The organism is Phytobacter sp. V69 (assembly GCF_965644215.1).
Classification (GTDB): Bacteria; Pseudomonadota; Gammaproteobacteria; order Enterobacterales; family Enterobacteriaceae; genus Phytobacter.
The window spans coordinates 25,574-49,959 of sequence record NZ_CBFFRL010000008.1 but is presented as its reverse complement, the minus strand read 5'-3'; the positions used below and the strand labels follow the sequence as shown (position 1 = coordinate 49,959).

Genomic DNA, 24,386 nt, shown 5'->3' with positions numbered 1-24,386 from the left:
TTTTATTATCGAGTTCGGTGACCGCCTGGACGGTCACTTCTGAGAAAAGGCATTTACACAGAATCGTGTACAGGGTCTGAGATCGTATTTCGCCAGATCCGCCGGGTTCACCCATGCGTATTCCTGAAACTCTTCATTGATCGCCACGTCGCGGTTTGCGCTGATGCAGTCAAAAATCAGGTAGATCATATAGATCTCTTCTTTGCTGCCATCGGCGTAGGTTTTTATGCGCACATCGTCGCTAAAGGTCCATGGCGTTATTTCTTGCAAAATAAGCTTCTCGCCAAGCTCCTCGCGCACTTCACGGCGAAGTGCATCTTCAATACGCTCGCCGGGTTCGACGCCACCGCCGGAGAGTGCCCACTGGCCGGGAAAAACACCGCGATCGTCTGCCATTTTGCACAGCAGATAATCACCGTCATTTTGAATCAGCGGGCACACAATCGTCCTTTGACGCATGGTTTAGTCCTTATCCTCATGATGGGTATAGCGTTATACCACCAACGTTTCGGGGATGCAGTAAGCGGTCGAAAAAGTGTTGGAATTCCATACTGTCCGGAAGTTAACGCCAACAAACGCGTAAAAATGGTGGATTGATGTAACAAATCATTTTTAGTTCAGCATTCTTAAAAAAAATGATCGTACAATCAGCCGCTTTGGGACATTGACTATTCTTGCGCGGAAAAGAGAAATGAAAAAGATTGTATGTTTGGGTTTTGCCAGCCTGATGCTGGCGTCTGCTGGGGCAAATGCAGTAAGCGTAAGCGGCCAGGTTGGCGAACATTACACTAACCTTGGCTTTGGTCTGGGGACGGAAACCAGCGGTCTGGCGCTGAGCGGTAACTGGGCGCACAACGATGACGATGGCGATATCGCCGGCCTGGGCCTGGGCTATAACATTCCGCTGGGCCCGTTTATGGGTACCGTCGGCGGTAAAGGCGTCTATCTTAACCCGAATGCCGGTAGCGAAGGCTACGCGCTGGCAGTGGGCGGCGGCCTGGCGTGGCAGGTTAGCGACAGCGTCCGTCTCTTTGGCGAATACTATTACTCGCCGGACTCTCTCTCCAGCGGTGTGAACGACTACCGTGAAGCAAATGCCGGTGCGCGTCTGACCATTATGCGCCCGCTAAGCATTGAAGCCGGTTACCGTTATGTTGAACTGACCGGCAAAGAAGGCAACCGTGACAACGCGGTGGCTGACGGCCCGTATGTCGGTGTCAACGCCAGCTTCTAATCCTTCGGCGCGGCGTCCGTCCGCGCCAGTTTGTTACCTCTTTTCGCCCCTTCATGCGGTATAGTGTTTCAACCTCTATTGCTGGAGAAAATAATGTTAAACGTAGAGATGCTGTCAACCGGCGATGAAGTCTTGCACGGGCAAATCGTGGACACCAATGCCGCCTGGCTGGCAGATTTTTTCTTTAATCAGGGGTTACCGCTTACCCGACGCAATACCGTCGGCGACAACCTCGACGACCTGGTGGCTATTCTGCGTGAGCGCAGCCAGCAGGCGGATATTCTTATTGTTAATGGTGGATTAGGCCCAACCAGCGATGATCTCAGCTCGCTGGCAGCGGCAACGGCCAAGGGTGAAACGCTGGTCCTGCATGAAGAGTGGCTGGCACAGATGGAACGCTTTTTTTCCGAGCGGGGACGCGTCATGGCGCCCAGCAACCGCAAGCAGGCGGAAATCCCTGCCAGTGCGGAGCTGGTCGATAACCCGGTCGGCACCGCCTGCGGTTTTGCCGTACAGTTGAACCGCTGCCTGATGTTCTTTACGCCAGGAGTGCCTTCGGAATTTAAAGTGATGGTAGAACAAGAGATTCTGCCGCGCATTCGCGCCCGCTTTACGCTTCCGGAGCCGCCGGTCTGCCTGCGTCTGACTACCTTCGGGCGTTCTGAAAGCGACCTGGCGCAAAATCTGGCGCATCTGACGTTACCCGAAGGTGTGGTGATGGGCTACCGCTCATCAATGCCCATCATTGAGCTGAAGCTCACCGGCCCTGCCGAGCATCGCCAGGTGATGGATAAGATATGGACGGAAGTACAGCGGGTGGCGGGTGAGAGCATCATTTTTGAAGGCACCGTGGGGCTACCGGCGCTGCTTGCTGAGCGGCTGCGTGAACGCCAGCTGAGCCTGACGCTGAGCGAGCAGTTCACCGGTGGGCTGGTGGCGTTACAGCTTTCGCGTGCGGGTGCGCCGCTACTGGTCAGCGAAGTGATCCCTTCGCAGGACGAAGCGTTAGCGCAAACCGCGCGTTGGGCGGCCGGGCTGCGTGACCGTCATCTGGCCGGGCTGGCGCTGACTGTCACGGGGCTGGAAGAGGAGCACCTGAACTTCGCACTGGCGACGCCGGAAGGCACGCATGCGTTGCGCGTCAAGTTCAATACCAACCGCCACAGCCTGACGGTGCGTCAGGAAGTGTGTGCCATGATGGCGCTGAATATTCTGCGCCGTTGGCTCAATGGCCAGGACGTAGCCAGCGACCATGGCTGGATTAACGTCGTCGAATCGATATTTGTTGAATAATCCCTTCGCGCCGGAAGAAACACCTCTTCCGGCGCTTTTCCATTCCAGCCGGTTGTACTCCACTTAAAAAAATCTGCGTAGTGCTTCACATTTCTTGTTCATGATATGTCCAGCTTGTTGGAACGCCATTGCTTTATGACCGCTCTCACAAAACCAGGCCCTGGAAGTCGCAACACTTATTCCAGTATTCAGGACTGGAGTCCAATATGTTGGAATCAAGCAAAGTACCCGCCCTCAGTCGGGCAATTGAAATCCTTAATCTCATCGCATGCATTGGCCCTTGCAGCGCGGCGATAATCATTGAGGAGACCGGCATTCCCAAAAGCACCGCCTATTTAATTTTGGCTGAATTAAAGAAAGCGCGTTTTTTGCGTATTGATAGTAATGACAATTACTGCTTATGGACAAAACTCGTCGAACTGGCCGGCCAGGCTTTGGGAAGAATAGATCTTCGCGAAATTGCCCGTCCCCGGCTGACAGAACTCATGGATGAGACCGGGTTACTTTGCCATCTGGGAATTATTGATGACGCAAATGCCTACTACATCCTCAAAATAGAATCATCGTCCACTATCAGCGTGCGTTCTCATGAGGGGAAAAGCCTTTCCCTCTATCGCTCCGGTATCGGGAAGTGCCTGCTGGCCTGGCAGCCACCCGCTACGCGCGATGGCATCATCCGTCATCTGCACTGGGATAAAGCGACACCCTCGACCATCGCCAATGCTCAACAATTACATGATGAGCTGGTGTTGATTCGCGCCAGGGGCTGGAGCTACGACAATGGCGAGGATTACCCCGATGTCCGGTGTGTCGCTGCCCCGGTTTTTGATGCCCGCAATACGCTAACGGCAGCCATCTCAGTAGTGGGAACCCGCCTGCAAATAAATGAAGAAAACCGAGATTACCTCGCGGGTAGGGCGATTACCTGCGCAAAAGATATTTCCCGACTTTTAGGGTGGAAAAGCCCGTTTGACAAGCAAGCCTCATAAAAAGGAGAACATCATGACTTTACCGAAAATCAAACACGTCAGAGCATGGTTTACCGGCGGCGCAACGGCGGAAAAAGGCGCAGGCGGCGGTGATTATCACGATCAGGGCGCCAATCACTGGATTGACGACCATATCGCCACTCCCATGAGCAAATATAAAGCTTACGAACAATCCCGGCAGTCTTTCGGCATTAACGTGCTGGGAACCTTAATTGTCGAAATTGAAGCGGATAATGGCCAGACCGGTTTTGCTGTTTCAACGGCAGGAGAGATGGGCTGCTTTATTGTTGAAAAGCATTTAAACCGCTTTATTGAGGGCAAATGCGTCAGCGATATCAAGCTTATTCATGATCAAATGCTGAATTCCACGTTGTATTACGCCGGTTCGGGTGGCCTGGTCATGAACACCATTTCCTGCATAGACCTGGCGCTGTGGGATCTGTTCGGCAAGGTTGTCGGGTTGCCCGTTTATAAACTCCTTGGTGGGGCGGTGCGCGAAGAAATTCAATTTTATGCGACCGGCGCGCGCTCGGATCTGGCGAAAGAGATGGGATTTATTGGCGGTAAGATGCCCACTCACTGGGGGCCGCACGACGGCGATGCGGGAATTCGCAAAGACGCGGCAATGGTGGCTGAATACCGCGAAAAATGCGGTGATAATTTTTGGCTCATGCTGGATTGTTGGATGAGCCAGGATGTGAATTATGCGACAAAACTGGCCCATGCTTGCGCTCCGTACAATCTGAAATGGATCGAAGAATGCCTGCCACCACAGCAATATGAAGGCTATAGAGAGCTTAAACGCAACGCTCCGGCCGGAATGATGGTTACCAGCGGTGAGCATCACGGTACGCTGCAATCGTTTCGTACGCTGTCGGAGACCGGGATTGACATCATGCAGCCCGATGTCGGCTGGTGTGGCGGTTTAACGACCCTGGTTGAGATTGCCGCGATTGCGAAAGCACGCGGGCAACTTGTTGTGCCACATGGTTCGTCGGTTTATTCCCACCATGCGGTCATCACATTCACTAACACGCCGTTTAGTGAATTCTTAATGACCAGCCCGGATTGCTCTACGCTGCGTCCGCAATTTGACCCCATCCTGATTGACGAACCCGTGCCTGTGAATGGCCGCATCCATAAAAGTGTGCTGGATAAACCGGGCTTTGGCGTCGAACTCAATCGCAACTGCAATTTGAAGCGTCCGTATAACCATTAATTCCTCCGCGTCGCGCCGCAGCGATGCGGCGCAGCACTACTTGAGGTCATCACGATGAATACCAGCTTGTTGGATAGCGTGGTAAAGAAAAACCGCGCCCGTTTGATCCCTTTTATGCTGATGTTATACGTTCTGGCATTTCTGGATCGTTCAAATATTGGCTTTGCAAAAGAGACGTATCAAATTGACACCGGTCTTAGCAACGAAGCCTATGCGCTCGGTGCCGGCATCTTTTTCGTGGTTTATGCGTTCCTCGGCGTTCCGGCTAACCTACTGATGCGTAAGTTCGGCGCACGTTACTGGATCGGGGGCACGACCCTGTTATGGGGATTTTTATCCGCAGCGATGGCCTGGGCTGATACTGAGACGAAGTTTCTGGTGGTACGAACCCTTTTAGGGGCGGCAGAAGCGGGTTTCTTCCCGGGCATGATTTACCTTACCTCCCAGTGGTTCCCGCAGCGCAATCGCGCCAGCATCATGGGGCTTTTTTACATGGGTGCGCCATTAGCGCTGACGCTCGGTTCACCGCTATCCGGTGCTTTGCTCGAAATGCACGGTTTTATGGGGCATCCCGGGTGGTTCTGGATGTTCTTAATTGAAGGGTTACTTGCTGTTGGCGCAGGTGTCTTCACCTTCTTCTGGCTGGACAATACGCCAGCTCAGGCACGGTTCCTCACGTCACAAGAGAAGGCGGTCCTGCAGACTCAGCTTGCCAGCGAAGAGGAAAGTAAGGTGACCTCACGCCTGAGCGATGCGCTGCGCAATGGCCGGGTATGGCAACTGGCGTTTATTTATCTGACCATCCAGGTCGCGGTATATGGATTGATCTTTTTCCTGCCGACGCAGGTAGCCGCATTGCTCGGTACAAAAGTCGGTTTCACTGCATCGGTCGTCACGGCTATCCCCTGGGTTGCCGCCCTGTTTGGTACCTGGCTTATTCCTCGCTATTCCGACAAGACGGGAGAAAGACGCAACATCGCCGCCCTGACATTGCTGGCAGCGGGCATTGGCATTGGCGTGTCCGGGCTGGTTTCGCCGGTGCTGGCCATCCTTGCCTTGTGCGTTGCGGCAGTCGGTTTTATTGCCGTACAGCCGGTATTCTGGACGATGCCAACGCAGCTTCTGTCCGGAACGGCGCTGGCAGCAGGCATCGGCTTTGTGAATTTGTTTGGTGCGGTAGGAGGGTTCCTGGCACCCATCATTCGCGTCAAAGCCGAAACCATGTTTGCCAGCGATGCCGCCGGATTATTGACGCTTGCCGGCGTGGCGATTGCCGGGGCATTGATCATTTTTACATTGAATATCAAACGTCCTGTTTCACACTCGAACAGTGTTCATTCATGACAAAAAGGAAGTGAAATGACAACGGATCCGATTTTATCCAACCCGTTCAAAGCGGGCCTGCTAAACGGTCAAACGCAGATTGGTTTGTGGTTAAGTTCCACCACATCGTATATGGCGGAAATTGCAGCGACATCCGGGTATGACTGGTTATTGATTGATGGTGAACATGCGCCCAATACGATTCAGGATCTCTATCATCAGCTGCAAGCTATTGCGCCCTATACCAGCCAGGCGGTCATTCGGCCTGCCGAGGGGAGCCGCGTTCTCATTAAGCAAGTCCTCGATATTGGTGCCAGAACACTGTTGATTCCAATGGTGGAGAGCGCTGAGCAGGCGCAGGATATGGTCGCTGCGACCCGCTACCCTCCTGTTGGCGTGCGTGGCGTTGGAGCGAGTGTCGCACGTGCTGCCCGCTGGGGACGGGTTGATGATTATATGGCTCGCGCGAATGAAGAGCTGTGTTTGTTGATTCAGGTTGAGAGCAAAACGGCGCTGGATAACCTTGATGCTATTTTACGTGTCGATGGCATCGATGGCGTATTTATCGGTCCTGCTGACCTGTCCGCATCGCTGGGATACCCCGACAACAGTGGGCATCCACAGGTGCAGCACGCTATTGAGCAGGCCATTAAACAAATACGCCATGCCGGAAAAGCGGCGGGTTTTCTGGCTGTCGATCCGCTTATGGCAAAGCAAGTGCTGGAGTGGGGGGCGAACTTTGTGGCCGTCGGTGTGGATACCATGCTTTATACCGGCGCACTGGATCAACGTCTGGCGTTATTTAAAGCGGTCACGCCTTCGGTCATGAAGGGCAGTTATTAACTCTCGGCCCGCCGGAATGGTTCCGGCGGGCTAACCATTTAGCGCAGAGCCTGAGCCAGTAAGGTGATAGGGTGTTCGCAGCGCAGACTTGTGGACATTTCCACCTGCCACTTACAGGTTTCGCAATCCGTGACCACTAAATCCGCGCCGCTGGCTTCAATCTGGCGGAACAGCGGTTCGCCAATCGCCTGCGACGTGGGATAGTTTTCACGTTTAAAACCGTAGGTCCCGGCAATCCCACAGCAGCGCGAATCCAGCACGGTCAGCTCCAGTCCGGGAATGCGTCGCAGCAGATCCAGGGTGTAGTGCGTCCAGCCCATTTTCTCCATATGACATGGCGTGTGGTACACCACTTTTAATGGCAGTTCTTTGAGCTTAAGCGCGTTGCCTTCTTCCAGCTTGCGCCAAATCCAGCGCGTGGCCAGGTCGATATGAGGGCGTAAATGGTGGTTATCCACGTCCAGCAGATGCGGATACTCATCACGCAGCGTGAAGGTACAGGTGGAGGAGGTGGCAATCACCGGAATTCCGTCGCCGGTGATACTCTGTTGCAGCGCCTTAATATTAAATTCCGCCTGCTTTTTCGCTTTAGCAAAATAACCATTGGCGATCAGCGGCACCCCGCAGCATTTTTCCTGACGAAGCAATTGCACGCCGATCCCCATCGCGTTCAATACCTGCAACAGGTCTTTACCCAACTGCGGGTGGTTGTAATTCACATAGCAGCCGTGAAAAAACGCCACCTGCTGCTCAAACGCTTTTTGCTTCTCAGCCACGGAGCGGTACCAACGGCGGAAGGTGCCGTGGGAGTATTTCGGCAGCGTCCGGTGGTGATCGATTTTCAGCGCTTTATCGAGCAGCTGGCGCACGGGTTTGAGCGACGTGGCGGTGTTCACCAGCGGCGCGAACGGAGTGGACAACGACCCCATTAAATCCGTGTGGCTCAGAATGGCATTGCGCAGCGACGGTGGATTAACGGCATATTGCGAACGCGCGCGCTGAATGATATCGCCAATTTTTACCCCGGACGGGCAGGCGGTTTCACAGCGTTTGCAGTTGGTGCAGTATTTCAGCGCCTCGTCAAACAGCGCCGGGTCTTTAAGACGTAAGCGTTCACCGTCCGGTCCCGCCTGTTTCGGGCCGGGGTAGGCCGGGTTCACCGCGCTGACCGGGCAAACCGTGGTACATACGGTGCATTTGATACAGCTTTCAAACTGTGTGGTGGTCATTTTGCATCTCCCCGGGCACAAATTTGTTCTGCGGCATACAGTGCGGTAACCGCACAAACGCCACCTCCGCACCCCTGGGCGACAGCGTCAAAACCGCCCAGCACGGAGCCCGCGACATAGAGATTCTCCAGCGTCGTCCCCTGGCGCTTACCGCGCAGCGTTTCGTCGGTGATCACGCCAAATTGTTGCCATGGCTGGGCATCAAAGACATTGTCGCGATACCAGCTTTCCCGTCCGGGGCTTTGTAATACGTCGAGGTCAAAAATGGCCTCCCGCACCCGTGAGCGTTCGGCAATCAGACCGTTATTAAAAAAACTGCCGCTGGCGAGCACCACATCGCGTGGACGCAATGGAATATCTTCATGCTTGCGCGTCCACAACTGCGAGACACGCCCGTTTTCCACATCGGCGCGGATCACCTCATCGCCAGGCATCCAGGTGCCGCCGCTTTGGATAAAACGCTGCTGCAGGCGAGATTGCATACGCGTGCCGGGAACGGATGGGGGCAGGGTGGGCAGCAACCGCAGCGGGCAGGAAAGCTGCTGGTTGAGGCGCGTATAGACGGCGCTGTCCTGGAGGCCGAAGCAGGCCGGGAAGTAGAGTACGTCGTACTGACGGCTTAGCGGCAGCAAGGCGCGATAGAGCTCGTCAAAGTTCTGTGCACCATCCAGCACGCGGGCAATGTTGACGGCGCGAAATTCGCTCGGGTTGTCCCGTACGCGGTCCAGCACCGGCAGCGCTATCTCTTCTGCCGTCGCATTCATGCCGCGTTTGCGCAGCGACGCGGCGGCCAGCTGCGGCTGGAAATCCAGAAATCCGCAAATCCCGACCACGCCAATCGCGATGTTTTCCGTTGGTCTGAGCGGAATTTCATCGGGGCTAAGCCATGCCTGGCGAAACGTGCCGAGCGGCGTGACGCGCAGATGCGGCGTGTCGACTTCCCCTTTTAACGCCAGGCCGCAATCGGCCAGCATGGTTTGCGTCAGCTTCGCATAATGGCGCACCCGTTTGGCACCCATTAACGCATAGGGATGTTCAGGTTGCATGCGTTGCAGTGCTTCCACCCCGGCGGTGATGTCGCTGACCGGCTGCCCGTCCGGCAGGCGGGAGAGTAAATCCAGCGAGCCGGAGGAGAAATTGAGCGCGCTCTGACCGCGGCTGACAATAGCGCAGCGTTGGCCGCTTTCGCTCAGTCGAATACCGCAGAGCAATCCGGCGAGCCCGCCGCCGATAATCACGGTATCAAATTTCATCAGTTGGCTCCTTTTCCAGCCCGCACAGCCCTTGATAGACCCAACGCGTAAACTCGCTTTCACGCAGTGCGTCGCCCCAGGCGACGGGTTTGACGCCTTTCCAGCGCTCATTCAAAAATGCCGAAAGCTGGCTGATTGATTCGGTTTCGTTGGTCACCCGCATGCTATGCAGCAAACCTGCGGCGCGACAGGCGCACAGTTCCCCCTGGCAGGTTCCCATTCCCACGCGGGTGCGGCGACGCAGGTCCAGCAAGGAGTTGACGTTCAGGTTTTCAACGGCGTACTGGACTTCGCCTGCGGTGACGGCTTCGCATTCACACACCAGGCTGCGGTTGTGGCGGTTACTGCCAAGGGACGCGGGCGTGCGATCGCCATGGCGATAAATAGCCGAGCCGCGTAACGGCACCGGCAGTGAGATAATTTTTTGCAGCGCCTGCTCCGTTGGCTGCTGTGATCCCGGCAGTGGGGTGGTGGCCGTGGTGCAGGAGGCGCTGTTGCCAAGCTTGCGGCAGACGGCATCCGTGGCCCATTCCGCCATCAGGCGATAGGTCATCAGCTTGCCGCCGGTGATGGTAATAAAGCCTTCCATCCCATCGCGCTGGGCGTGATCGAGCAGCACAATGCCGCGACTCACGTTGCGCCCTGTCGGGTCATCGTCGCTGGCAACCAGTGGGCGTACGCCTGCATAGGCGCGCAGAATGCGGGTTTGCGCCATCACCGGGGCCAGCTTTTCCCCTTCCCGCAACAAAATATCTACCTCTTCGGGGGTAACGCGGGTGTTATCGATATCGTTGTAGTCGATATGTTTGGAGGTAGTACCAATCAGGGAAATGGTATCGCCTGGCACGAGGATGTCGGCATCCGCAGGCTTACGGCAGCGGTTAATCACATGCTGGTTGATGCGATGGTCGAGGATCAGCAAGGCCCCTTTTGCCGGGAACATACGAATACGTAAATCCGCATACTCGGCGATGCGCTGGCCCCAGATCCCGGCGGCGTTGACCACGACCGGCGCATGCAGGGCGTAGATTTCATGGGTTTGCGGATTCATCAGCTGTACGCCGGTAACCCTGTCGCCCTTGCGAACCAACCCACAGACCTCATGGCCTGTCAGGATAGTCGTGCCATGTTCACGCGCATCCAGCATGTTGCTGGCGGTCAGGCGGAAGGGATCTACGGTGCCGTCGGGCACGCGGACGGCACCAATTAATGCCGGGTTAACGCTGGATTCAATGCGCCGGGCTTCTTCTGGCGTAATGGCCTGAGCGTCAATGCCCGCGCGCTGGCAGGCAGCAATAAAGACCTGCTGATAAGCCATCTCGTCTTCCGGCAGGGTGATAAATAAGCCGTCTGTGGGTTCAATACAATGGCGGGCGATACGCTTGAGGATTTGGTTTTCCGCAATACATTCCCGGGCGGATTCGTTGTCGGTTACCGCGTAGCGTGCGCCGCTGTGCAATAAACCGTGGTTGCGCCCGGTGGCGCCGGTGGCTATATCATGGCGCTCAAGTAGCACCACACGCAGGCCGCGCAATGAGCAGTCGCGAGCAATGCCCGCACCGGTCGCGCCGCCGCCAATGATGATGACATCGTAGTCGTTTGAGTTGCCCATGCTCGCTTCCTTTTATAGTCAGCTGACTGTGTATGCGAGCATTTAGCCACAACCTTTGTACGGTTTGTTTGATATCGCGCATATTCGAGCAAAAAACGAAAATGAAAGGGCGCGTAAACGCGTGAAGTTGGATGTTTGTCATATTTCTGTAACATTAAATGCGACAATCTGCCAATTATCGTTAGAATTTGCGCGTTGTAATCGTTCAGAAATGCATCTGAATTTTCGTTTTCACTCATTGTCGTCAACTATAGCGATAAAACGCTGCCATGGAGGCAACTATGTTGAGCATTTTCCGGCCAGAATCCCACCGACAAAGACTTCCTGAGGATCGCATAGACCCGGTTTATCGTCGTCTGCGCTGGCAGATTTTTCTGGGTATTTTCTTTGGCTATGCGGCCTATTATCTGGTGCGCAAAAACTTCGCTCTGGCCATGCCTTACCTTGTCGAACAGGGCTTTTCTCGCGGTGATTTGGGGTTTGCGCTCTCGGGGATCTCCATTGCCTACGGCTTCTCTAAATTCATCATGGGGTCGGTATCGGATCGTTCAAATCCGCGTGTGTTTCTCCCTGCCGGATTGATTCTGGCGGCGGCGGTGATGTTATTTATGGGGTTTGTCCCATGGGCGACATCGAGCATTGCCGTCATGTTTGTGCTGCTGTTTTTGTGCGGCTGGTTTCAGGGTATGGGCTGGCCGCCGTGTGGGCGCACCATGGTACACTGGTGGTCGCAAAAAGAACGCGGCAGTATCGTGTCGGTCTGGAACTGCGCGCACAACGTGGGGGGCGGTATTCCACCGCTGCTGTTCCTTTTGGGAATGGCCTGGTTTAACGACTGGCGGGCGGCGCTGTATATGCCGGCGTTCGGCGCGATCATTGTGGCGTTGTTTGCCTTTGCCATGATGCGCGATACGCCGCAGTCCTGCGGGTTGCCGCCGATCGAAGAGTACAAAAACGACTATCCGGACGATTACAGCGAAAAGGCGGAGGAGGAGCTGACGGCGAAGCAAATCTTCATGCAGTATGTCTTCCCGAACCGTCTGTTGTGGTATATCGCCATTGCCAACGTGTTTGTTTACCTGCTGCGTTACGGCATTCTGGACTGGTCGCCAACCTATCTGAAAGAGGTGAAGCATTTTGCGCTGGATAAATCCTCCTGGGCCTACTTCCTGTACGAATATGCGGGGATCCCGGGTACGCTGATTTGCGGCTGGATGTCTGACAAGGTGTTCAAAGGCAACCGTGGCGCGACGGGTGTCTTCTTTATGACGCTGGTGACCATCGCTACGGTGATTTACTGGTTAAACCCGGCGGGCAATCCCAATGTCGACATGGTGTGCATGATCGTTATCGGTTTCCTGATTTACGGCCCGGTGATGCTCATTGGCCTGCATGCGCTTGAGCTCGCACCGAAAAAAGCAGCGGGGACGGCGGCGGGCTTTACTGGCTTGTTCGGCTATCTGGGGGGGTCGGTTGCTGCCAGTGCCATTGTCGGTTACACGGTCGATTTCTTCGGCTGGGACGGCGGTTTTATGGTGATGATCGGTGGCAGCGTTCTGGCGGTGCTATTGCTGATTGTGGTGATGATTGGCGAACGCAAACATCATGCAGAGATAGCGGCAAAACGGCAGTGATAAATAATAAAAAAGGCCGCGCTTGCGGCCTTTTTTACATCTCAATCTCAATATCGCCTTTTGCTTTGCAGCAGCAGGGCAATATTTCGTCTGGCTGGATGAACGCCAGCGGCTCGGTCAGCCAGTCTACCTGGCCGGAAACCAGACGACAGCGGCAGGAACCGCAGTAACCTTCGCGGCACTGGTATTCCACCGTCACACGGTGTGATTCCAGCGCCACCAGCAGAGAAGGGTGTTCTTCCTGGCACAAGACTTCTGTGCCCGTCAGACGCAGGGTTACGCGCGTCATCAGAGCTGGAAGTTGCTCAGGTCGTCGGTATCGACTTCGGCGTCGATCTGACCCACCAGATAAGAGCTGACTTCCACTTCCTGCGGCGCCACCTGCACGTTATCGGACACCAGCCAGGTGTTGATCCACGGAATCGGGTTGGAGCGAGTCTGGAACGGCAGGTCCAGGCCGACTGCCTGCATGCGGATATTGGTGATGTACTCAATATACTGCCACAGGATGTCTTTATTCAGGCCAATCATGGAGCCGTCGCGGAACAGATATTCTGCCCACTCTTTTTCCTGTACGGCCGCCTGGACGAACAGGTCATAGCACTCTTGTTTGCACTCTTCGGCAATCTCCGCCATTTCCGGGTCATCAACGCCGCTGCGCAGCAAGTTCAGCATGTGCTGTGTGCCGGTCAGGTGCAGCGCTTCGTCGCGGGCAATCAGACGGATGATTTTGGCGTTGCCTTCCATCAGTTCGCGTTCGGCGAAGGCGAAGGAGCAGGCGAAGCTGACATAGAAGCGGATGGCTTCCAGCGCGTTAACGCTCATCAGGCACAGGTACAGTTTCTTTTTCAGCTCGCGCAGGTTCACGGTCACGGTTTTGCCGTTGACGGTGTGGGTACCCTCGCCCAGTAGATGCCAGTAACTGGTCAGCTCAATCAGCTCATCGTAATAGGCAGAGATGCCTTCGGCGCGTTTCTGGATCTGCTCGTTGGTGACGATGTCGTCAAACACAATCGCAGGATCGTTAACGATATTACGGATGATGTGGGTGTAAGAACGCGAGTGGATCGTTTCGGAGAACGCCCAGGTTTCAACCCAGGTTTCCAGTTCCGGGATAGAAATCAGCGGCAGCAGGGCCACGTTCGGGCTACGACCCTGAATGGAGTCCAGCAGCGTCTGGTATTTCAGGTTGCTGATGAAAATGTGTTTTTCGTGTTCCGGCAGCGCCTGGTAGTCAATACGATCGCGGGAAACGTCGACTTCTTCCGGACGCCAGAAAAAGGAGAGTTGCTTTTCAATCAGCTTTTCAAAGATGTCATATTTTTGCTGATCGTAGCGCGCCACGTTCACCGGCTGACCGAAGAACATCGGTTCCAGCAGCTGGTTATTTTTCGTCTGTGAAAATGTGGTATAGGCCATTCGATGTGAGTCCTGTTGTCTGTTTTCCCCTCACCCTAACCCTCTCCCCAAAGGGGCGAGGGAACGGTTTGCTCCCTCTCCCTTTGATGGAGAGGGCCGGGGTGAGGGTAAATATCAAATCTTACATGCGCCGCTTTCGCAGCCATCATCCTGAATGGACGGCACCAGATCATCCTGCGCATCTTCCGCACCGTCACGGGTGTTTTGATAGTACAGGGTCTTCACGCCAAATTTATAGGCGGTGAGCAAGTCTTTCAGCAATTGCTGCATCGGTACTTTACCTGACGGGAAACGCGTCGGGTCGTAGTTGGTGTTCGCAGAGATCGACTGGTCGATGAATTTCTGCATGATACCTACCAGTTGCAGGTAGCCATCGTTGTTCGGCATTTCCCACAGCAGCTCATAGTTGTTTTTCAGCAGCTCATAATCTGGCACCACCTGGCGCAGAATACCGTCTTTCGACGCTTTGATGCTCACGTGGCCGCGCGGCGGCTCAATGCCGTTGGTGGCGTTGGAGATCTGCGAAGAGGTCTCTGACGGCATCAGCGCAGACAGCGTGGAGTTACGCAGACCGTGAGTTTTCACGGATTCGCGCAATGCTTCCCAGTCATAATGCAGCGGCTCGCTGGTGATACCGTCCAGGTCTTTCTTGTAGGTATCGATCGGCAGGATGCCCTGCGAATAGGTGGTTTCGTTAAACCACGGGCACGCGCCTTGCTCTTTCGCCAGATCGTTAGAAGCTTTCAACAGGTAGTACTGAATGGCTTCGAAAGTCTGGTGTGTCAGGTTGTTGGCGCTGCCATCGGAATAGCGTTTGCCGTTTTTCGCCAGCCAGTAGGCGAAATTAATCACGCCAATACCCAGCGTACGACGGCCCATGGCGCCGCGTTTTGCTGCCGGAATCGGGTAATCCTGATAATCCAGCAGGGCATCCAGCGCACGTACTGCCAGCACCGCCAGCTCTTCCAGCTCATCCAGGTTCTTAATGGCACCCAGGTTAAAGGCAGACAGCGTACACAGCGCGATTTCGCCGCTTTCGTCGTTAACATCTTCCAGTGGTTTGGTCGGCAGAGCGATTTCCAGACACAGGTTGGACTGGCGCACTGGTGCAACCACCGGGTCAAACGGGCTGTGGGTGTTGCAGTGGTCGACGTTCTGGATGTAGATACGGCCGGTAGAGGCGCGTTCCTGCATCATCAGGGAGAACAGCTCAACCGCTTTCACGCGCTGCTTACGGATGCTGCCGTCGTTTTCATATTGGGTGTACAGACGTTCGAACTCATCCTGGTCGACGAAGAACGCGTCGTACAGGCCTGGGACGTCAGACGGGCTGAACAGGGTGATGTCGCCGCCTTTCAGCAGACGGGTGTACATCAGTTTGTTGATCTGTACGCCGTAGTCCATGTGGCGAACGCGGTTGCCTTCTACGCCACGGTTGTTTTTCAGAACCAGCAGGCTTTCCACTTCCAGGTGCCACATCGGGTAGAACAGGGTTGCTGCACCGCCACGTACGCCGCCCTGCGAGCAGGATTTCACCGCCGTCTGGAAGTGTTTGTAGAACGGAATACAGCCGGTGTGGAAGGCTTCGCCGCCGCGAATCGGGCTACCCAGCGCACGAATGCGACCGGCGTTAATACCGATACCGGCACGCTGGGAAACGTATTTCACAATCGCGCTGGAGGTGGCGTTGATGGAATCCAGGCTGTCGCCGCACTCGATCAGGACGCAGGAGCTGAACTGACGGGTCGGGGTACGCACACCGGACATGATCGGCGTCGGCAGAGAAATTTTGAACGTCGAGACTGCATCATAGAAGCGCTTCACGTAGCTCAGACGGGTGTCGCGCGGGTAGCCGGAGAACAGGCAGGCTGCTACCAGAATATACAGGAACTGGGCGCTCTCGTAGATTTCACCGGTCACACGGTTCTGTACCAGGTATTTGCCTTCGAGCTGCTTAACCGCCGCGTAGGAGAAGTTCATGTCGCGCCAGTGGTCGATAAACTCGTCCATCTGCTTGAACTCTTCTTCCGTGTAGTCTTCCAGCAGATGCGTGTCGTATTTGCCCAGTTCAACCATTTTCACCACGTGATCGTACAGTGCTGGCGGCTCGAACTGGCCGTAGGCTTTTTTACGCAGGTGGAAAATGGCCAGGCGCGCGGCGAGGTACTGGTAGTCCGGTGCATCACGGGAGATCAGATCCGCAGCGGCTTTGATAATGGTCTCGTGAATATCGGACGTTTTGATGCCGTCGTAGAACTGGATGTGGGAGCGTAGTTCTACCTGGGAGATGGATACATTACTCAGCCCCTCTGCCGCCCAATCCAGCACCCGATGAATTTTGTCGAGATTGATGCGTTCAGTACCACCATCACGCTTTGTCACCAGCAGACTCTGATTCATGTGAAATTTACCTGTCCGTGAATAAAAAAATATCCCCCCAATTATCCACAGAACCGCGTTGTGACTAAGTCTGTGGATAAATACTATATATTGGGGGTTTTAGATAAGAGAAATGCTATATGGTGAGTATTCTAGTAAGGATTCTTTTGAGTACAAGGGTTGATTTTGACGTTAAATTGAGGTTGCAAAAGAGTAATAAACGCTAACTCCTCGCCACATAAGGCCTGGCGGGAATGTCAATATTTCGCAAAAAAAAATGAAAATTTGATCGAACGCTGATTTCTTCATCGGGAAGGGAAGATCGCGCAACATAATGTCGCGCAATCTTTATAAGAATAGTGAATGACGTCAGACGTTTTTTGCCGTTGTGTGTAACATATAATTCACATCTACACCGGGGGCGAGCTTAAAGGAATTGAGCAGCGGGTTATAATGCAGACCCGTAATGTGGCGCTCCTTCAGACCTGTTTGCGCTACCCAGGTAAGCAGTTCGGCCGGTTTGATAAATTTCTTCACGTCGTGCGTACCCTTCGGCACCATTTTGAGCACATATTCTGCACCCACCACCGCCATCAGCCAGGCTTTGCCGTTACGGTTAATGGTTGAGAAGAAGACGTGACCGCCGGGTTTAACCAGCCGTGCGCAGGCTTTGACCACCGATTGCGGGTTCGGCACGTGCTCCAGCATCTCCATGCAGGTGACCACATCATATTGCTGCGGGTGTTTGTCAGCGTGGTCTTCGACGGTTTCCTGCACGTAGTTGACCTGAATGCCAGACTCCAGAGAGTGCAGTTTGGCGACCTGCAGCGGTTCGAAGCCCATATCCAGCCCGGTGACCGTTGCCCCTTCGCGCGCCATGCTTTCTGCCAGAATCCCGCCGCCGCAGCCCACGTCCAGCACCTGCTTGCCAAACAGACCATCAGCATGTTCCGCGATATAGCCCAGGCGTAACGGATTGATGCGGTGCAGGGGTTTGAATTCGCCTTCCAGATCCCACCAGCGGGAGGCCACGGCTTCAAATTTGGCGATTTCAGCCTGGTCAACGTTTTGAGCAACCGACGTTTTTTCGGCATTCATGGGGACACGTACTCCTTTTTTAGCAAGACGGATGAGTATAACAGTCTGCTGGCGCTAATAAAGCGCCCTGCGGGGTCTTTCCGTTTACCTGATTCATTACGGTTGTGTTATAATTTGCGACCTTTGAATCCGGGATACAGTAGAGGGATAGCGGTTAGATGAGCGACCTTGCGAGAGAAATTACACCGGTCAACATCGAGGAAGAGCTGAAAAGCTCCTATCTGGATTATGCCATGTCGGTCATTGTTGGCCGTGCGTTACCAGATGTCCGCGATGGCCTGAAGCCGGTTCACCGTCGCGTACTTTACGCCATGAACGTATTGGGCAATGACTGGAACAAAGCCTACAAAAAATCTGCCCGTGTGGTGGGTGACGTCATCGGTAAATACCACCCTCATGGTGATACTGCCGTTTATGACACCATCGTTCGTATGGCGCAGCCTTTCTCCTTACGTTACATGCTGGTTGATGGCCAGGGCAACTTCGGTTCAGTAGACGGCGACTCCGCTGCGGCGATGCGTTATACGGAAATCCGTATGTCGAAAATCGCCCATGAGCTGATGGCCGATCTGGAAAAAGAGACCGTTGACTTCGTCGATAACTACGATGGCACGGAAAAAATCCCGGATGTTATGCCGACCAAGGTGCCCAACCTGCTGGTGAACGGCTCGTCCGGTATTGCCGTGGGGATGGCAACCAACATTCCTCCGCATAACCTGACGGAAGTGATCAACGGTTGCCTGGCGTACATCGACGATGAAGACATCAGCGTTGAAGGGCTGATGGAACACATTCCCGGGCCGGACTTCCCGACCGCCGCCATTATTAATGGCCGTCGCGGTATTGAAGAAGCGTACCGTACCGGTCGTGGCAAGATTTACATCCGCGCACGCGCGGAAGTGGAAGCGGACGCCAAAACCGGCCGCGAAACCATCATCGTGCATGAAATTCCGTATCAGGTGAACAAAGCGCGCCTGATTGAGAAAATCGCCGAGCTGGTGAAGGATAAAAAGGTCGAAGGTATCAGCGCGCTGCGTGACGAGTCTGATAAAGACGGTATGCGCATCGTGATTGAAATCAAACGCGACGCTGTGGGTGAGGTGGTACTGAACAACCTGTACTCCCAGACTCAGCTGCAGGTTTCCTTCGGTATCAACATGGTGGCACTGCACCATGGCCAGCCGAAGATCATGAACCTGAAAGATATTCTGTCTGCGTTCGTGCGCCACCGTCGCGAAGTGGTGACCCGTCGTACTATTTTCGAACTGCGTAAAGCCCGCGACCGTGCGCATATCCTTGAAGCACTGGCCGTGGCGCTGGCGAACATCGACCCGATCATCGAGTTGATTCGTCGTGCTCCGACCCCGGCTGAAGCGAAAGCAGGCCTGGTGGCGCGCTCCTGGGATCTGGGCAACGTATCGGCCATGCTGGAACGTGCTGGCGACGATGCTGCGCGTCCTGAATGGCTGGAGCCAGAGTTTGGCGTGCGTGATGGTCAGTACTACCTGACCGAACAGCAGGCCCAGGCGATTCTGGATCTGCGTTTGCAGAAACTGACCGGCCTTGAGCATGAAAAACTGCTCGACGAATACAAAGAGTTGCTGGAACAGATTGCTGAACTGCTGCACATTCTGGGCAGCGCCGATCGCCTGATGGAAGTGATTCGTGAAGAGCTGGAGCTGATCCGCGATCAGTTTGGCGACGCGCGTCGCACGGAAATCACGGCCAACAGCGCCGATATCAACATCGAAGACCTGATCAACCAGGAAGATGTTGTGGTAACGCTGTCCCACCAGGGCTACGTGAAGTATCAGCCGTTGACCGACTACGAAGCACAGCGTCGTGGTGGTAAAGGCAAATCTGCGGCACGTATTAAAGAAGAAGACTTTATTGACCGTCTGCTGGTGGCCAACACCCATGACACGATCCTCTGCTTCTCCAGCCGTGGTCGTCTGTACTGGATGAAAGTCTACCAACTGCCGGAAGCGAGCCGTGGTGCGCGTGGTCGTCCGATCGTCAACCTGCTGCCGCTGGAAGCGAACGAACGTATCACCGCCATTCTGCCTGTACGCGAGTACGAAGAAGGCGTGAGCGTGTTTATGGCGACCGCCAGCGGTACCGTGAAGAAAACGGCGCTGACCGAGTTCAGCCGTCCGCGTTCTGCCGGTATCATCGCGGTGAACCTGAACGAAGGCGACGAACTGATTGGCGTAGATCTGACCTCGGGTCAGGACGAAGTCATGCTGTTCTCTGCTGCCGGTAAAGTGGTGCGCTTCAAAGAAGACGCTGTTCGTGCCATGGGCCGTACCGCGACCGGCGTTCGCGGTATCAAACTGGCGGGCGAGGACAAAGTCGTCTCCCTGATCATTCCGCGTGGCGAAGGGGCAATCCTCACCGTGACGCAGAATGGCTACGGTAAACGTACTGCGGAAACCGAGTACCCGACCAAATCTCGTGGTACGCAGGGCGTTATCTCCATCAAGGTGACCGAACGTAATGGTTCCGTGGTGGGCGCTGTGCAGGTGACTGACACCGACCAGATCATGATGATCACCGATGCCGGTACGCTGGTGCGCACACGCGTGTCTGAGATCAGCGTGGTTGGGCGTAACACCCAGGGTGTGATCCTGATTCGTACCGCAGAAGATGAAAACGTAGTAGGTCTGCAGCGTGTCGCCGAGCCGGTGGATGACGAAGAACTTGACTCCATTGATGGCAGTGTCGCGGAAGGGGATGATGAAATCGCCCCGGAAGTTGACGATAGCGCGGCTGACGACGCCGACGCTGACGAGTAAATACGTTTGTCAGGAAAGGGCCGGAAAAATCCGGCCCTTTTTTTTAATTCATTCTTTCCACGATCATTGCAACACCCTGACCGCCGCCGATGCACAGCGTCGCCAGTCCGAGCGTCTGGTCTCGTGCCTGTAGCGCATGCAGCAGCGTAACCAGAATTCGTGCGCCGCTGGCACCGATAGGATGTCCCAGCGCAATTGCCCCGCCGTTGACGTTAACCTTTTGTGGATCGAACCCCAGCGTTTTACCGACGGCAAGAAACTGAGCGGCAAACGCCTCGTTGGCTTCGATCAGATCGATATCCGAAAGTTGTAACCCACTCAGTTTCAGTGCTTTCTGTGTGGCGGGAACCGGACCCATCCCCATCATTGCCGGTGCCACGCCGCCGCTGGCCCAGGCTTTGATACGCGCCAGCGGTTTCAGCCCGGCGGCTAATGCTGCGGATTCCTCCATCACTACCAGCGCCGCCGCACCGTCATTGATCCCAGAAGCATTGCCAGCCGTTACGGTGCCCGCTTTGTCGAAGGCCGGGCGCAATGTAGCAAGACCTTCTGCTGTAGAATCGGCCTTAGGAAACTCGTCGCGTTCGAACACAACGGTTTTCTTACGCGATGAGACGCTGACGGGCACGATTTCAGCCTGAAATGCGCCAGACTCTATTGCGGCAACGGCTTTGTGCTGAGACAGCAGGGCCAGCTCATCCTGCATTTCGCGACTGATGCCGTATTCTTTGGCAACATTTTCTGCGGTTATCCCCATATGGTAACCCTGTTCGGCGCAGATAAGACCATCACGCAGAATGACGTCGGAGAGCTGTGCGTCGCCGAGGCGATAGCCCCAGCGTGCTTTGGCATCGAGCAAATAGGGTGCCTGACTCATGTTTTCCATCCCGCCTGCGACAAGCACCTGATCCTGTCCGGCCTGGATAGCCTGCGCGGCGAGCGCCACGCTTTTCAGACCTGAGCCACACACTTTATTGACGGTAAAGCCGCAAACGGTGTCGGACAGGCCGCTTTTGAGCAGCGCCTGCCGGGCCGGGTTTTGTCCGAGACCGGCCTGCAGCACATTGCCCATGATCACTTCATCTACACGCTGAGGGTCCAGTTGTGCGCGTTCAAGTACCGCTTTAATCACGATGGCACCGAGGTCGATGGCGCTGGTAGTGGCCAGTGCGCCGTTAAAACTGCCGATGGCGGTACGTGCCGCGCTGACGATGACACAGTTTTTCATTTTTCTGATCCTTTAAGTAAGTCGTTGCCGTCAGAACAAGGTCAATCCAATAACAAAAATGACGCCGGAGAAGAGCAGAGCGGTGATGCAGTAGCCCATAATGTCGCGCACGCCGAGACCGGCGATCGCCAGCGCGGGTAGCGCCCAGAACGGCTGCGCCATGTTCATCCACTGCTCACCGTAAGCGATCGCCATCACCGACTTACCGAGATCGGCACCCAAAGCTTGAGCAGCAGGCATCACGAACGGCCCCTGAATAACCCAGTGACCGCCGCCGGATGGCACGGCAAAGTTAATCAGTGCCGAACTAAAGAAGGTCATCAGTGGGAAGGTGTCTTTGTTGGCAACGTTGATGAAGAATTCAGTGATAAGACCACCGAGCCCGGAGTGCTCCATCATCAGTTGAATGCCTGCGTAGAAGGGGAACTGCACCAGAATACCGGCGGTACTACGTGCCGCAGTGCTGATTGCGCGCATATAGGCCATCGGCGTTTTGTGCAACAGCAGACCGGCAATCATAAACATCAGGTTGACGGTATTGATGGTGATATTGAAACCTTTCTCGGCAAAATAGATGCCCAGATAGGCAATCCCTAATGCACCGATGATCAGCGCCAGAATGCGGCTCTCTTCCAGTTTTTCCGATGGCGGTGCGTCTGGTGGCAGTTTCTTCTGGAAATCCGCTTCTTCCAGTAACAGTTTCGGATCGATGCTCACCACATCTGAAGGTTTTGGCGTCATCATGCGCGTGATAAACGGCATCACCACAATCAGCGCCACGGTAATGAAGATATTGAAGCCGGTAAACAGGGTATCCGCGACAGGAATTAACCCCGCTATGTGTTCCACCGGGTTGCCCGGCGTGGCTGCCAGCAGAGGCATTGAGCCGGAGAAACCGCCTCCCCAGGTGAGAAAGCCGATATAGGCGCAGGCAATCAGTAACGGATAATCAGAACCCGGCACGCGACGAGCAACCTCACGGGCAAACATCGCGCCAACCACCAGACCAAAGCCCCAGTTGATAACGCAGGCGACCGAACCAAAGAAGGTCACCAGCATGACGCCCTGAGCGGGCGTTTTAGCGGCAGAAGCGGTGGTACACAGCAGGCTTTTAACCGGGCCGGAACTTGCCAGCGCGTGGCCAGTCACGATGATCAATGCCATCTGCATGCCGAATGCCAGCAGGTTCCAGAAGCCATCGCCCCAGAATTTCACCATACTTACCGGTGTTTGCGGCGTCAGCCAGAGGGCGATACCGAACGTCAGCAGGGTTAACAGCATGGCGAAGATCAGCGGATCCGGAAGCCAGCGGCTGACAATTCGCGTCATAAAGCGTGAGATGCGACCAATCATGCGTCACCTCGCATGATAATCAGCTCGGCGGCGACCTCGAACTGTGCTTCGGTTTTCTCACGCAGCGTGGCAAGGTCGCATCCTTCGACGATTTCAGTCAGCCACATTTTGCCGTCTGTAAAGCGGAATACAGCCAGCTCGGTGACCAGCATATGCACGGCATGTTGGGCGGTTAGCGGCATAGTGCATTCGCGCAGGATCTTCGCAGAGCCGTCTTTTGCGCAATGTTCCATCGCAATAATCACTTTGCGCGCGCCGGTGACCAGATCCATTGCGCCCCCCATGCCGGGGACCATTTTGCCGGGAACGACCCAGTTGGCCAGATTCGCCTGTTCATCCACCTGCAATCCGCCGAGTACGCAGGCGTCAACATGACCCCCGCGAATCAATGCAAACGACATGGCGCTGTCGAACATTGCTGCACCGGGTAAAATTCCACAGGGCTGACCTCCGGCATTAACCAGATCCGGATGCGCGGTGGTGACGGGCCCCAGACCGAGAAAACCGTTCTCAGATTGCAGCGTGATGTGAATACCGTCCGGCAGGTAATTTGCCACCATCGTTGGCAGCCCAATGCCTAAGTTAACGACGTCGCCATCGTGCAGTTCTTGCGCCACGCGGCGCGCAATACGTTGTTTAACGTCCATTATTTGCTCTCCTGTGGAATGACGATGTGGTCGATAACCGCGCCTGGGGTGACAATCTGATCGGGCAGCAGATCGCCTGTCGCAACCATTTCGTCAGGCTCCACCAACGTCATGTCGGCGGCGAGAGCAATGAGGGGGTTAAAATTGCGGGCGCTGAGCTGGTAGGTCAGGTTGCCGAGCGGGTCGGCGCGATGGGCGCGGATCAGCGCTAAATCTGCGCGTAGCGGACGTTCCAGTAGCCAGGTTCGGCCATCAAGCGAAAGCGTCTGCTTTCCTTCCTCGACTACGGTGCCGACGCCGGTTGGGGTCAGAAATCCGCCCAGCCCTGCGCCACCGCAACGGATTTTCTCAATCAGGGTGCCTTGCGGAACCAGTTGAACCTCCATCTCGTTGGCAATCATGCGCCGACCGGTTTCCGGGTTGGTACCGATATGCGAGGCAATAACTTTGCTGACGCGACCATTCACGATGAGTGGGCCAATACCGGTATCCACAAAGGCGGTATCGTTGGCGATAAGCGTCAAATCTCTGACGCCCGAATCAAGCAACGCTTCGACCAGGCGGGGGGGCGTGCCGACCCCCATAAAGCCGCCAACCATGATGGTCATGCCGTCACGAAAGAAGTCTGAGGCATTCTGTAAAGTAATCAGTTTTGTTTTCATTATGTTTCCCTTTTGCATACTCCATGTTGGGTACGCATTGGGAATAGCAAGCGGGATGCCAGAATCGGTAGATCGTAAGGATGTTATTTAATTTATTGAATATAAAGGATATTTATTAAAGTGAAATGATGGGGATGCCGCGAGAACGCTGCAGAATTTTGCGCACTGTGCAAAAT

Annotated in this window: 20 protein-coding genes; 8 read left to right on the top strand and 12 right to left on the bottom strand. The window is 55.0% G+C overall.

The genetic code is table 11. The features are described from left to right. Nucleotides 1-33: 33 nt before the first annotated feature. Entirely contained in the window at nucleotides 34-459 is a 426-nt protein-coding gene (gene nudI / locus ACSZPU_RS02375; protein ID WP_498995084.1) for a nucleoside triphosphatase NudI, read from the bottom strand. 232 nt (nucleotides 460-691) lie between these two features. On the opposite strand from nudI, the gene ACSZPU_RS02370 reads away from it, so the two are divergent. The 6 genes from ACSZPU_RS02370 (at nucleotide 692) to yfaU (ending at nucleotide 6,901) form a co-directional block, all read left to right on the top strand. Next, nucleotides 692-1,234 (top strand): YfaZ family outer membrane protein, encoded by a 543-nt coding sequence (locus ACSZPU_RS02370; protein ID WP_498995082.1) that lies wholly within the window; start codon nucleotides 692-694, stop codon nucleotides 1,232-1,234. A 93-nt stretch (nucleotides 1,235-1,327) separates the two neighbouring features. Then, nucleotides 1,328-2,527, top strand: a complete 1,200-nt coding sequence (locus ACSZPU_RS02365) for a nicotinamide mononucleotide deamidase-related protein YfaY (protein WP_498995080.1) — start codon at nucleotides 1,328-1,330, stop codon at nucleotides 2,525-2,527. A 206-nt stretch (nucleotides 2,528-2,733) separates the two neighbouring features. Then, on the top strand, nucleotides 2,734-3,516 hold the full coding sequence (locus tag ACSZPU_RS02360; protein ID WP_498995078.1) for an IclR family transcriptional regulator: 783 nt from the start codon (nucleotides 2,734-2,736) through the stop codon (nucleotides 3,514-3,516). Nucleotides 3,517-3,529: 13 nt separating this feature from the next. After that, a complete protein-coding gene (gene rhmD, locus ACSZPU_RS02355; protein ID WP_498995076.1) occupies nucleotides 3,530-4,735 on the top strand; it encodes an L-rhamnonate dehydratase in 1,206 nt (401 codons plus the stop codon). Between the two features lie 54 nt (nucleotides 4,736-4,789). Then, entirely contained in the window at nucleotides 4,790-6,079 is a 1,290-nt protein-coding gene (locus tag ACSZPU_RS02350) for an MFS transporter (RefSeq protein WP_498995073.1), read from the top strand. A gap of 15 nt (nucleotides 6,080-6,094) precedes the next feature. Then, nucleotides 6,095-6,901, top strand: a complete 807-nt coding sequence (gene yfaU, locus ACSZPU_RS02345; protein ID WP_498995070.1) for a 2-keto-3-deoxy-L-rhamnonate aldolase — start codon at nucleotides 6,095-6,097, stop codon at nucleotides 6,899-6,901. 38 nt (nucleotides 6,902-6,939) lie between these two features. Here the strand turns inward: yfaU and glpC are convergent, their stop codons facing one another. From glpC to glpA, 3 genes are read right to left on the bottom strand one after another with little or no spacing between them, the layout of a single operon-like run. After that, entirely contained in the window at nucleotides 6,940-8,130 is a 1,191-nt protein-coding gene (gene glpC, locus ACSZPU_RS02340; protein WP_498995068.1) for an anaerobic glycerol-3-phosphate dehydrogenase subunit GlpC, read from the bottom strand. Next, a complete protein-coding gene (glpB, locus tag ACSZPU_RS02335) occupies nucleotides 8,127-9,383 on the bottom strand; it encodes a glycerol-3-phosphate dehydrogenase subunit GlpB (protein WP_498995066.1) in 1,257 nt (418 codons plus the stop codon). Before glpB ends, glpC begins: the two co-directional genes overlap by 4 nt. Continuing rightward, the gene (glpA, locus tag ACSZPU_RS02330) at nucleotides 9,373-10,995 is read right to left on the bottom strand and encodes an anaerobic glycerol-3-phosphate dehydrogenase subunit A (RefSeq protein WP_498995065.1); all 1,623 of its coding nucleotides are present in this window, start codon (nucleotides 10,993-10,995) and stop codon (nucleotides 9,373-9,375) included. Before glpA ends, glpB begins: the two co-directional genes overlap by 11 nt. 281 nt (nucleotides 10,996-11,276) lie before the next feature. Between glpA and glpT the strand changes: the two genes are divergently transcribed. Continuing rightward, nucleotides 11,277-12,629 carry a glycerol-3-phosphate transporter gene (glpT, locus tag ACSZPU_RS02325; RefSeq protein ID WP_498995063.1) on the top strand — a complete coding sequence of 451 codons (1,353 nt, stop codon included), beginning with the start codon at nucleotides 11,277-11,279 and terminating at the stop codon, nucleotides 12,627-12,629. Between the two features lie 34 nt (nucleotides 12,630-12,663). Here glpT and yfaE read toward each other — a convergent pair whose 3' ends face one another. The 4 genes from yfaE to ubiG form a co-directional block, all read right to left on the bottom strand. Beyond that, nucleotides 12,664-12,918, bottom strand: a complete 255-nt coding sequence (gene yfaE, locus ACSZPU_RS02320) for a class I ribonucleotide reductase maintenance protein YfaE (RefSeq protein ID WP_498995061.1) — start codon at nucleotides 12,916-12,918, stop codon at nucleotides 12,664-12,666. Next, nucleotides 12,918-14,048 (bottom strand): class Ia ribonucleoside-diphosphate reductase subunit beta, encoded by a 1,131-nt coding sequence (gene nrdB / locus ACSZPU_RS02315; protein WP_498995059.1) that lies wholly within the window; start codon nucleotides 14,046-14,048, stop codon nucleotides 12,918-12,920. The genes yfaE and nrdB overlap by 1 nt, the downstream gene beginning before the upstream one ends. A 114-nt stretch (nucleotides 14,049-14,162) precedes the next feature. Further along, nucleotides 14,163-16,448, bottom strand: a complete 2,286-nt coding sequence (nrdA, locus tag ACSZPU_RS02310; protein ID WP_498995057.1) for a class 1a ribonucleoside-diphosphate reductase subunit alpha — start codon at nucleotides 16,446-16,448, stop codon at nucleotides 14,163-14,165. Between the two features lie 348 nt (nucleotides 16,449-16,796). Continuing rightward, on the bottom strand, nucleotides 16,797-17,525 hold the full coding sequence (gene ubiG / locus ACSZPU_RS02305; RefSeq protein WP_498995055.1) for a bifunctional 2-polyprenyl-6-hydroxyphenol methylase/3-demethylubiquinol 3-O-methyltransferase UbiG: 729 nt from the start codon (nucleotides 17,523-17,525) through the stop codon (nucleotides 16,797-16,799). 158 nt (nucleotides 17,526-17,683) lie between these two features. On the opposite strand from ubiG, the gene gyrA reads away from it, so the two are divergent. Then, nucleotides 17,684-20,320 carry a DNA topoisomerase (ATP-hydrolyzing) subunit A gene (gene gyrA / locus ACSZPU_RS02300; RefSeq protein ID WP_498995054.1) on the top strand — a complete coding sequence of 879 codons (2,637 nt, stop codon included), beginning with the start codon at nucleotides 17,684-17,686 and terminating at the stop codon, nucleotides 20,318-20,320. Between the two features lie 43 nt (nucleotides 20,321-20,363). Here the strand turns inward: gyrA and ACSZPU_RS02295 are convergent, their stop codons facing one another. The 4 genes from ACSZPU_RS02295 to atoD are packed head-to-tail and all read right to left on the bottom strand — an operon-like array spanning nucleotide 20,364 to nucleotide 24,210. Next, a complete protein-coding gene (locus tag ACSZPU_RS02295) occupies nucleotides 20,364-21,548 on the bottom strand; it encodes an acetyl-CoA C-acetyltransferase (protein ID WP_498995051.1) in 1,185 nt (394 codons plus the stop codon). 30 nt (nucleotides 21,549-21,578) lie between these two features. Beyond that, on the bottom strand, nucleotides 21,579-22,901 hold the full coding sequence (locus ACSZPU_RS02290; RefSeq protein WP_498995049.1) for a TIGR00366 family protein: 1,323 nt from the start codon (nucleotides 22,899-22,901) through the stop codon (nucleotides 21,579-21,581). After that, a complete protein-coding gene (locus tag ACSZPU_RS02285; RefSeq protein ID WP_498995046.1) occupies nucleotides 22,898-23,548 on the bottom strand; it encodes a 3-oxoacid CoA-transferase subunit B in 651 nt (216 codons plus the stop codon). The genes ACSZPU_RS02290 and ACSZPU_RS02285 overlap by 4 nt, the downstream gene beginning before the upstream one ends. Next, nucleotides 23,548-24,210: an acetate CoA-transferase subunit alpha gene (gene atoD / locus ACSZPU_RS02280; RefSeq protein ID WP_498995045.1), complete on the bottom strand. Its 663-nt coding sequence runs from the start codon at nucleotides 24,208-24,210 to the stop codon at nucleotides 23,548-23,550. Before atoD ends, ACSZPU_RS02285 begins: the two co-directional genes overlap by 1 nt. Nucleotides 24,211-24,386: the final 176 nt, after the last annotated feature.

Bases quoted from the DNA above. Each gene is read 5' to 3' on its own strand.
- nudI (WP_498995084.1), bottom strand. From the start codon at position 459: ATGCGTCAAAGGACGATTGTGTGCCCGCTGATTCAAAATGACGGTGAT.
- ACSZPU_RS02370 (WP_498995082.1), top strand. From the start codon at position 692: ATGAAAAAGATTGTATGTTTGGGTTTTGCCAGCCTGATGCTGGCGTCT.
- ACSZPU_RS02365 (WP_498995080.1), top strand. From the start codon at position 1,328: ATGTTAAACGTAGAGATGCTGTCAACCGGCGATGAAGTCTTGCACGGG.
- ACSZPU_RS02360 (WP_498995078.1), top strand. From the start codon at position 2,734: ATGTTGGAATCAAGCAAAGTACCCGCCCTCAGTCGGGCAATTGAAATC.
- rhmD (WP_498995076.1), top strand. From the start codon at position 3,530: ATGACTTTACCGAAAATCAAACACGTCAGAGCATGGTTTACCGGCGGC.
- ACSZPU_RS02350 (WP_498995073.1), top strand. From the start codon at position 4,790: ATGAATACCAGCTTGTTGGATAGCGTGGTAAAGAAAAACCGCGCCCGT.
- yfaU (WP_498995070.1), top strand. From the start codon at position 6,095: ATGACAACGGATCCGATTTTATCCAACCCGTTCAAAGCGGGCCTGCTA.
- glpC (WP_498995068.1), bottom strand. From the start codon at position 8,130: ATGACCACCACACAGTTTGAAAGCTGTATCAAATGCACCGTATGTACC.
- glpB (WP_498995066.1), bottom strand. From the start codon at position 9,383: ATGAAATTTGATACCGTGATTATCGGCGGCGGGCTCGCCGGATTGCTC.
- glpA (WP_498995065.1), bottom strand. From the start codon at position 10,995: ATGGGCAACTCAAACGACTACGATGTCATCATCATTGGCGGCGGCGCG.
- glpT (WP_498995063.1), top strand. From the start codon at position 11,277: ATGTTGAGCATTTTCCGGCCAGAATCCCACCGACAAAGACTTCCTGAG.
- yfaE (WP_498995061.1), bottom strand. From the start codon at position 12,918: ATGACGCGCGTAACCCTGCGTCTGACGGGCACAGAAGTCTTGTGCCAG.
- nrdB (WP_498995059.1), bottom strand. From the start codon at position 14,048: ATGGCCTATACCACATTTTCACAGACGAAAAATAACCAGCTGCTGGAA.
- nrdA (WP_498995057.1), bottom strand. From the start codon at position 16,448: ATGAATCAGAGTCTGCTGGTGACAAAGCGTGATGGTGGTACTGAACGC.
- ubiG (WP_498995055.1), bottom strand. From the start codon at position 17,525: ATGAATGCCGAAAAAACGTCGGTTGCTCAAAACGTTGACCAGGCTGAA.
- gyrA (WP_498995054.1), top strand. From the start codon at position 17,684: ATGAGCGACCTTGCGAGAGAAATTACACCGGTCAACATCGAGGAAGAG.
- ACSZPU_RS02295 (WP_498995051.1), bottom strand. From the start codon at position 21,548: ATGAAAAACTGTGTCATCGTCAGCGCGGCACGTACCGCCATCGGCAGT.
- ACSZPU_RS02290 (WP_498995049.1), bottom strand. From the start codon at position 22,901: ATGATTGGTCGCATCTCACGCTTTATGACGCGAATTGTCAGCCGCTGG.
- ACSZPU_RS02285 (WP_498995046.1), bottom strand. From the start codon at position 23,548: ATGGACGTTAAACAACGTATTGCGCGCCGCGTGGCGCAAGAACTGCAC.
- atoD (WP_498995045.1), bottom strand. From the start codon at position 24,210: ATGAAAACAAAACTGATTACTTTACAGAATGCCTCAGACTTCTTTCGT.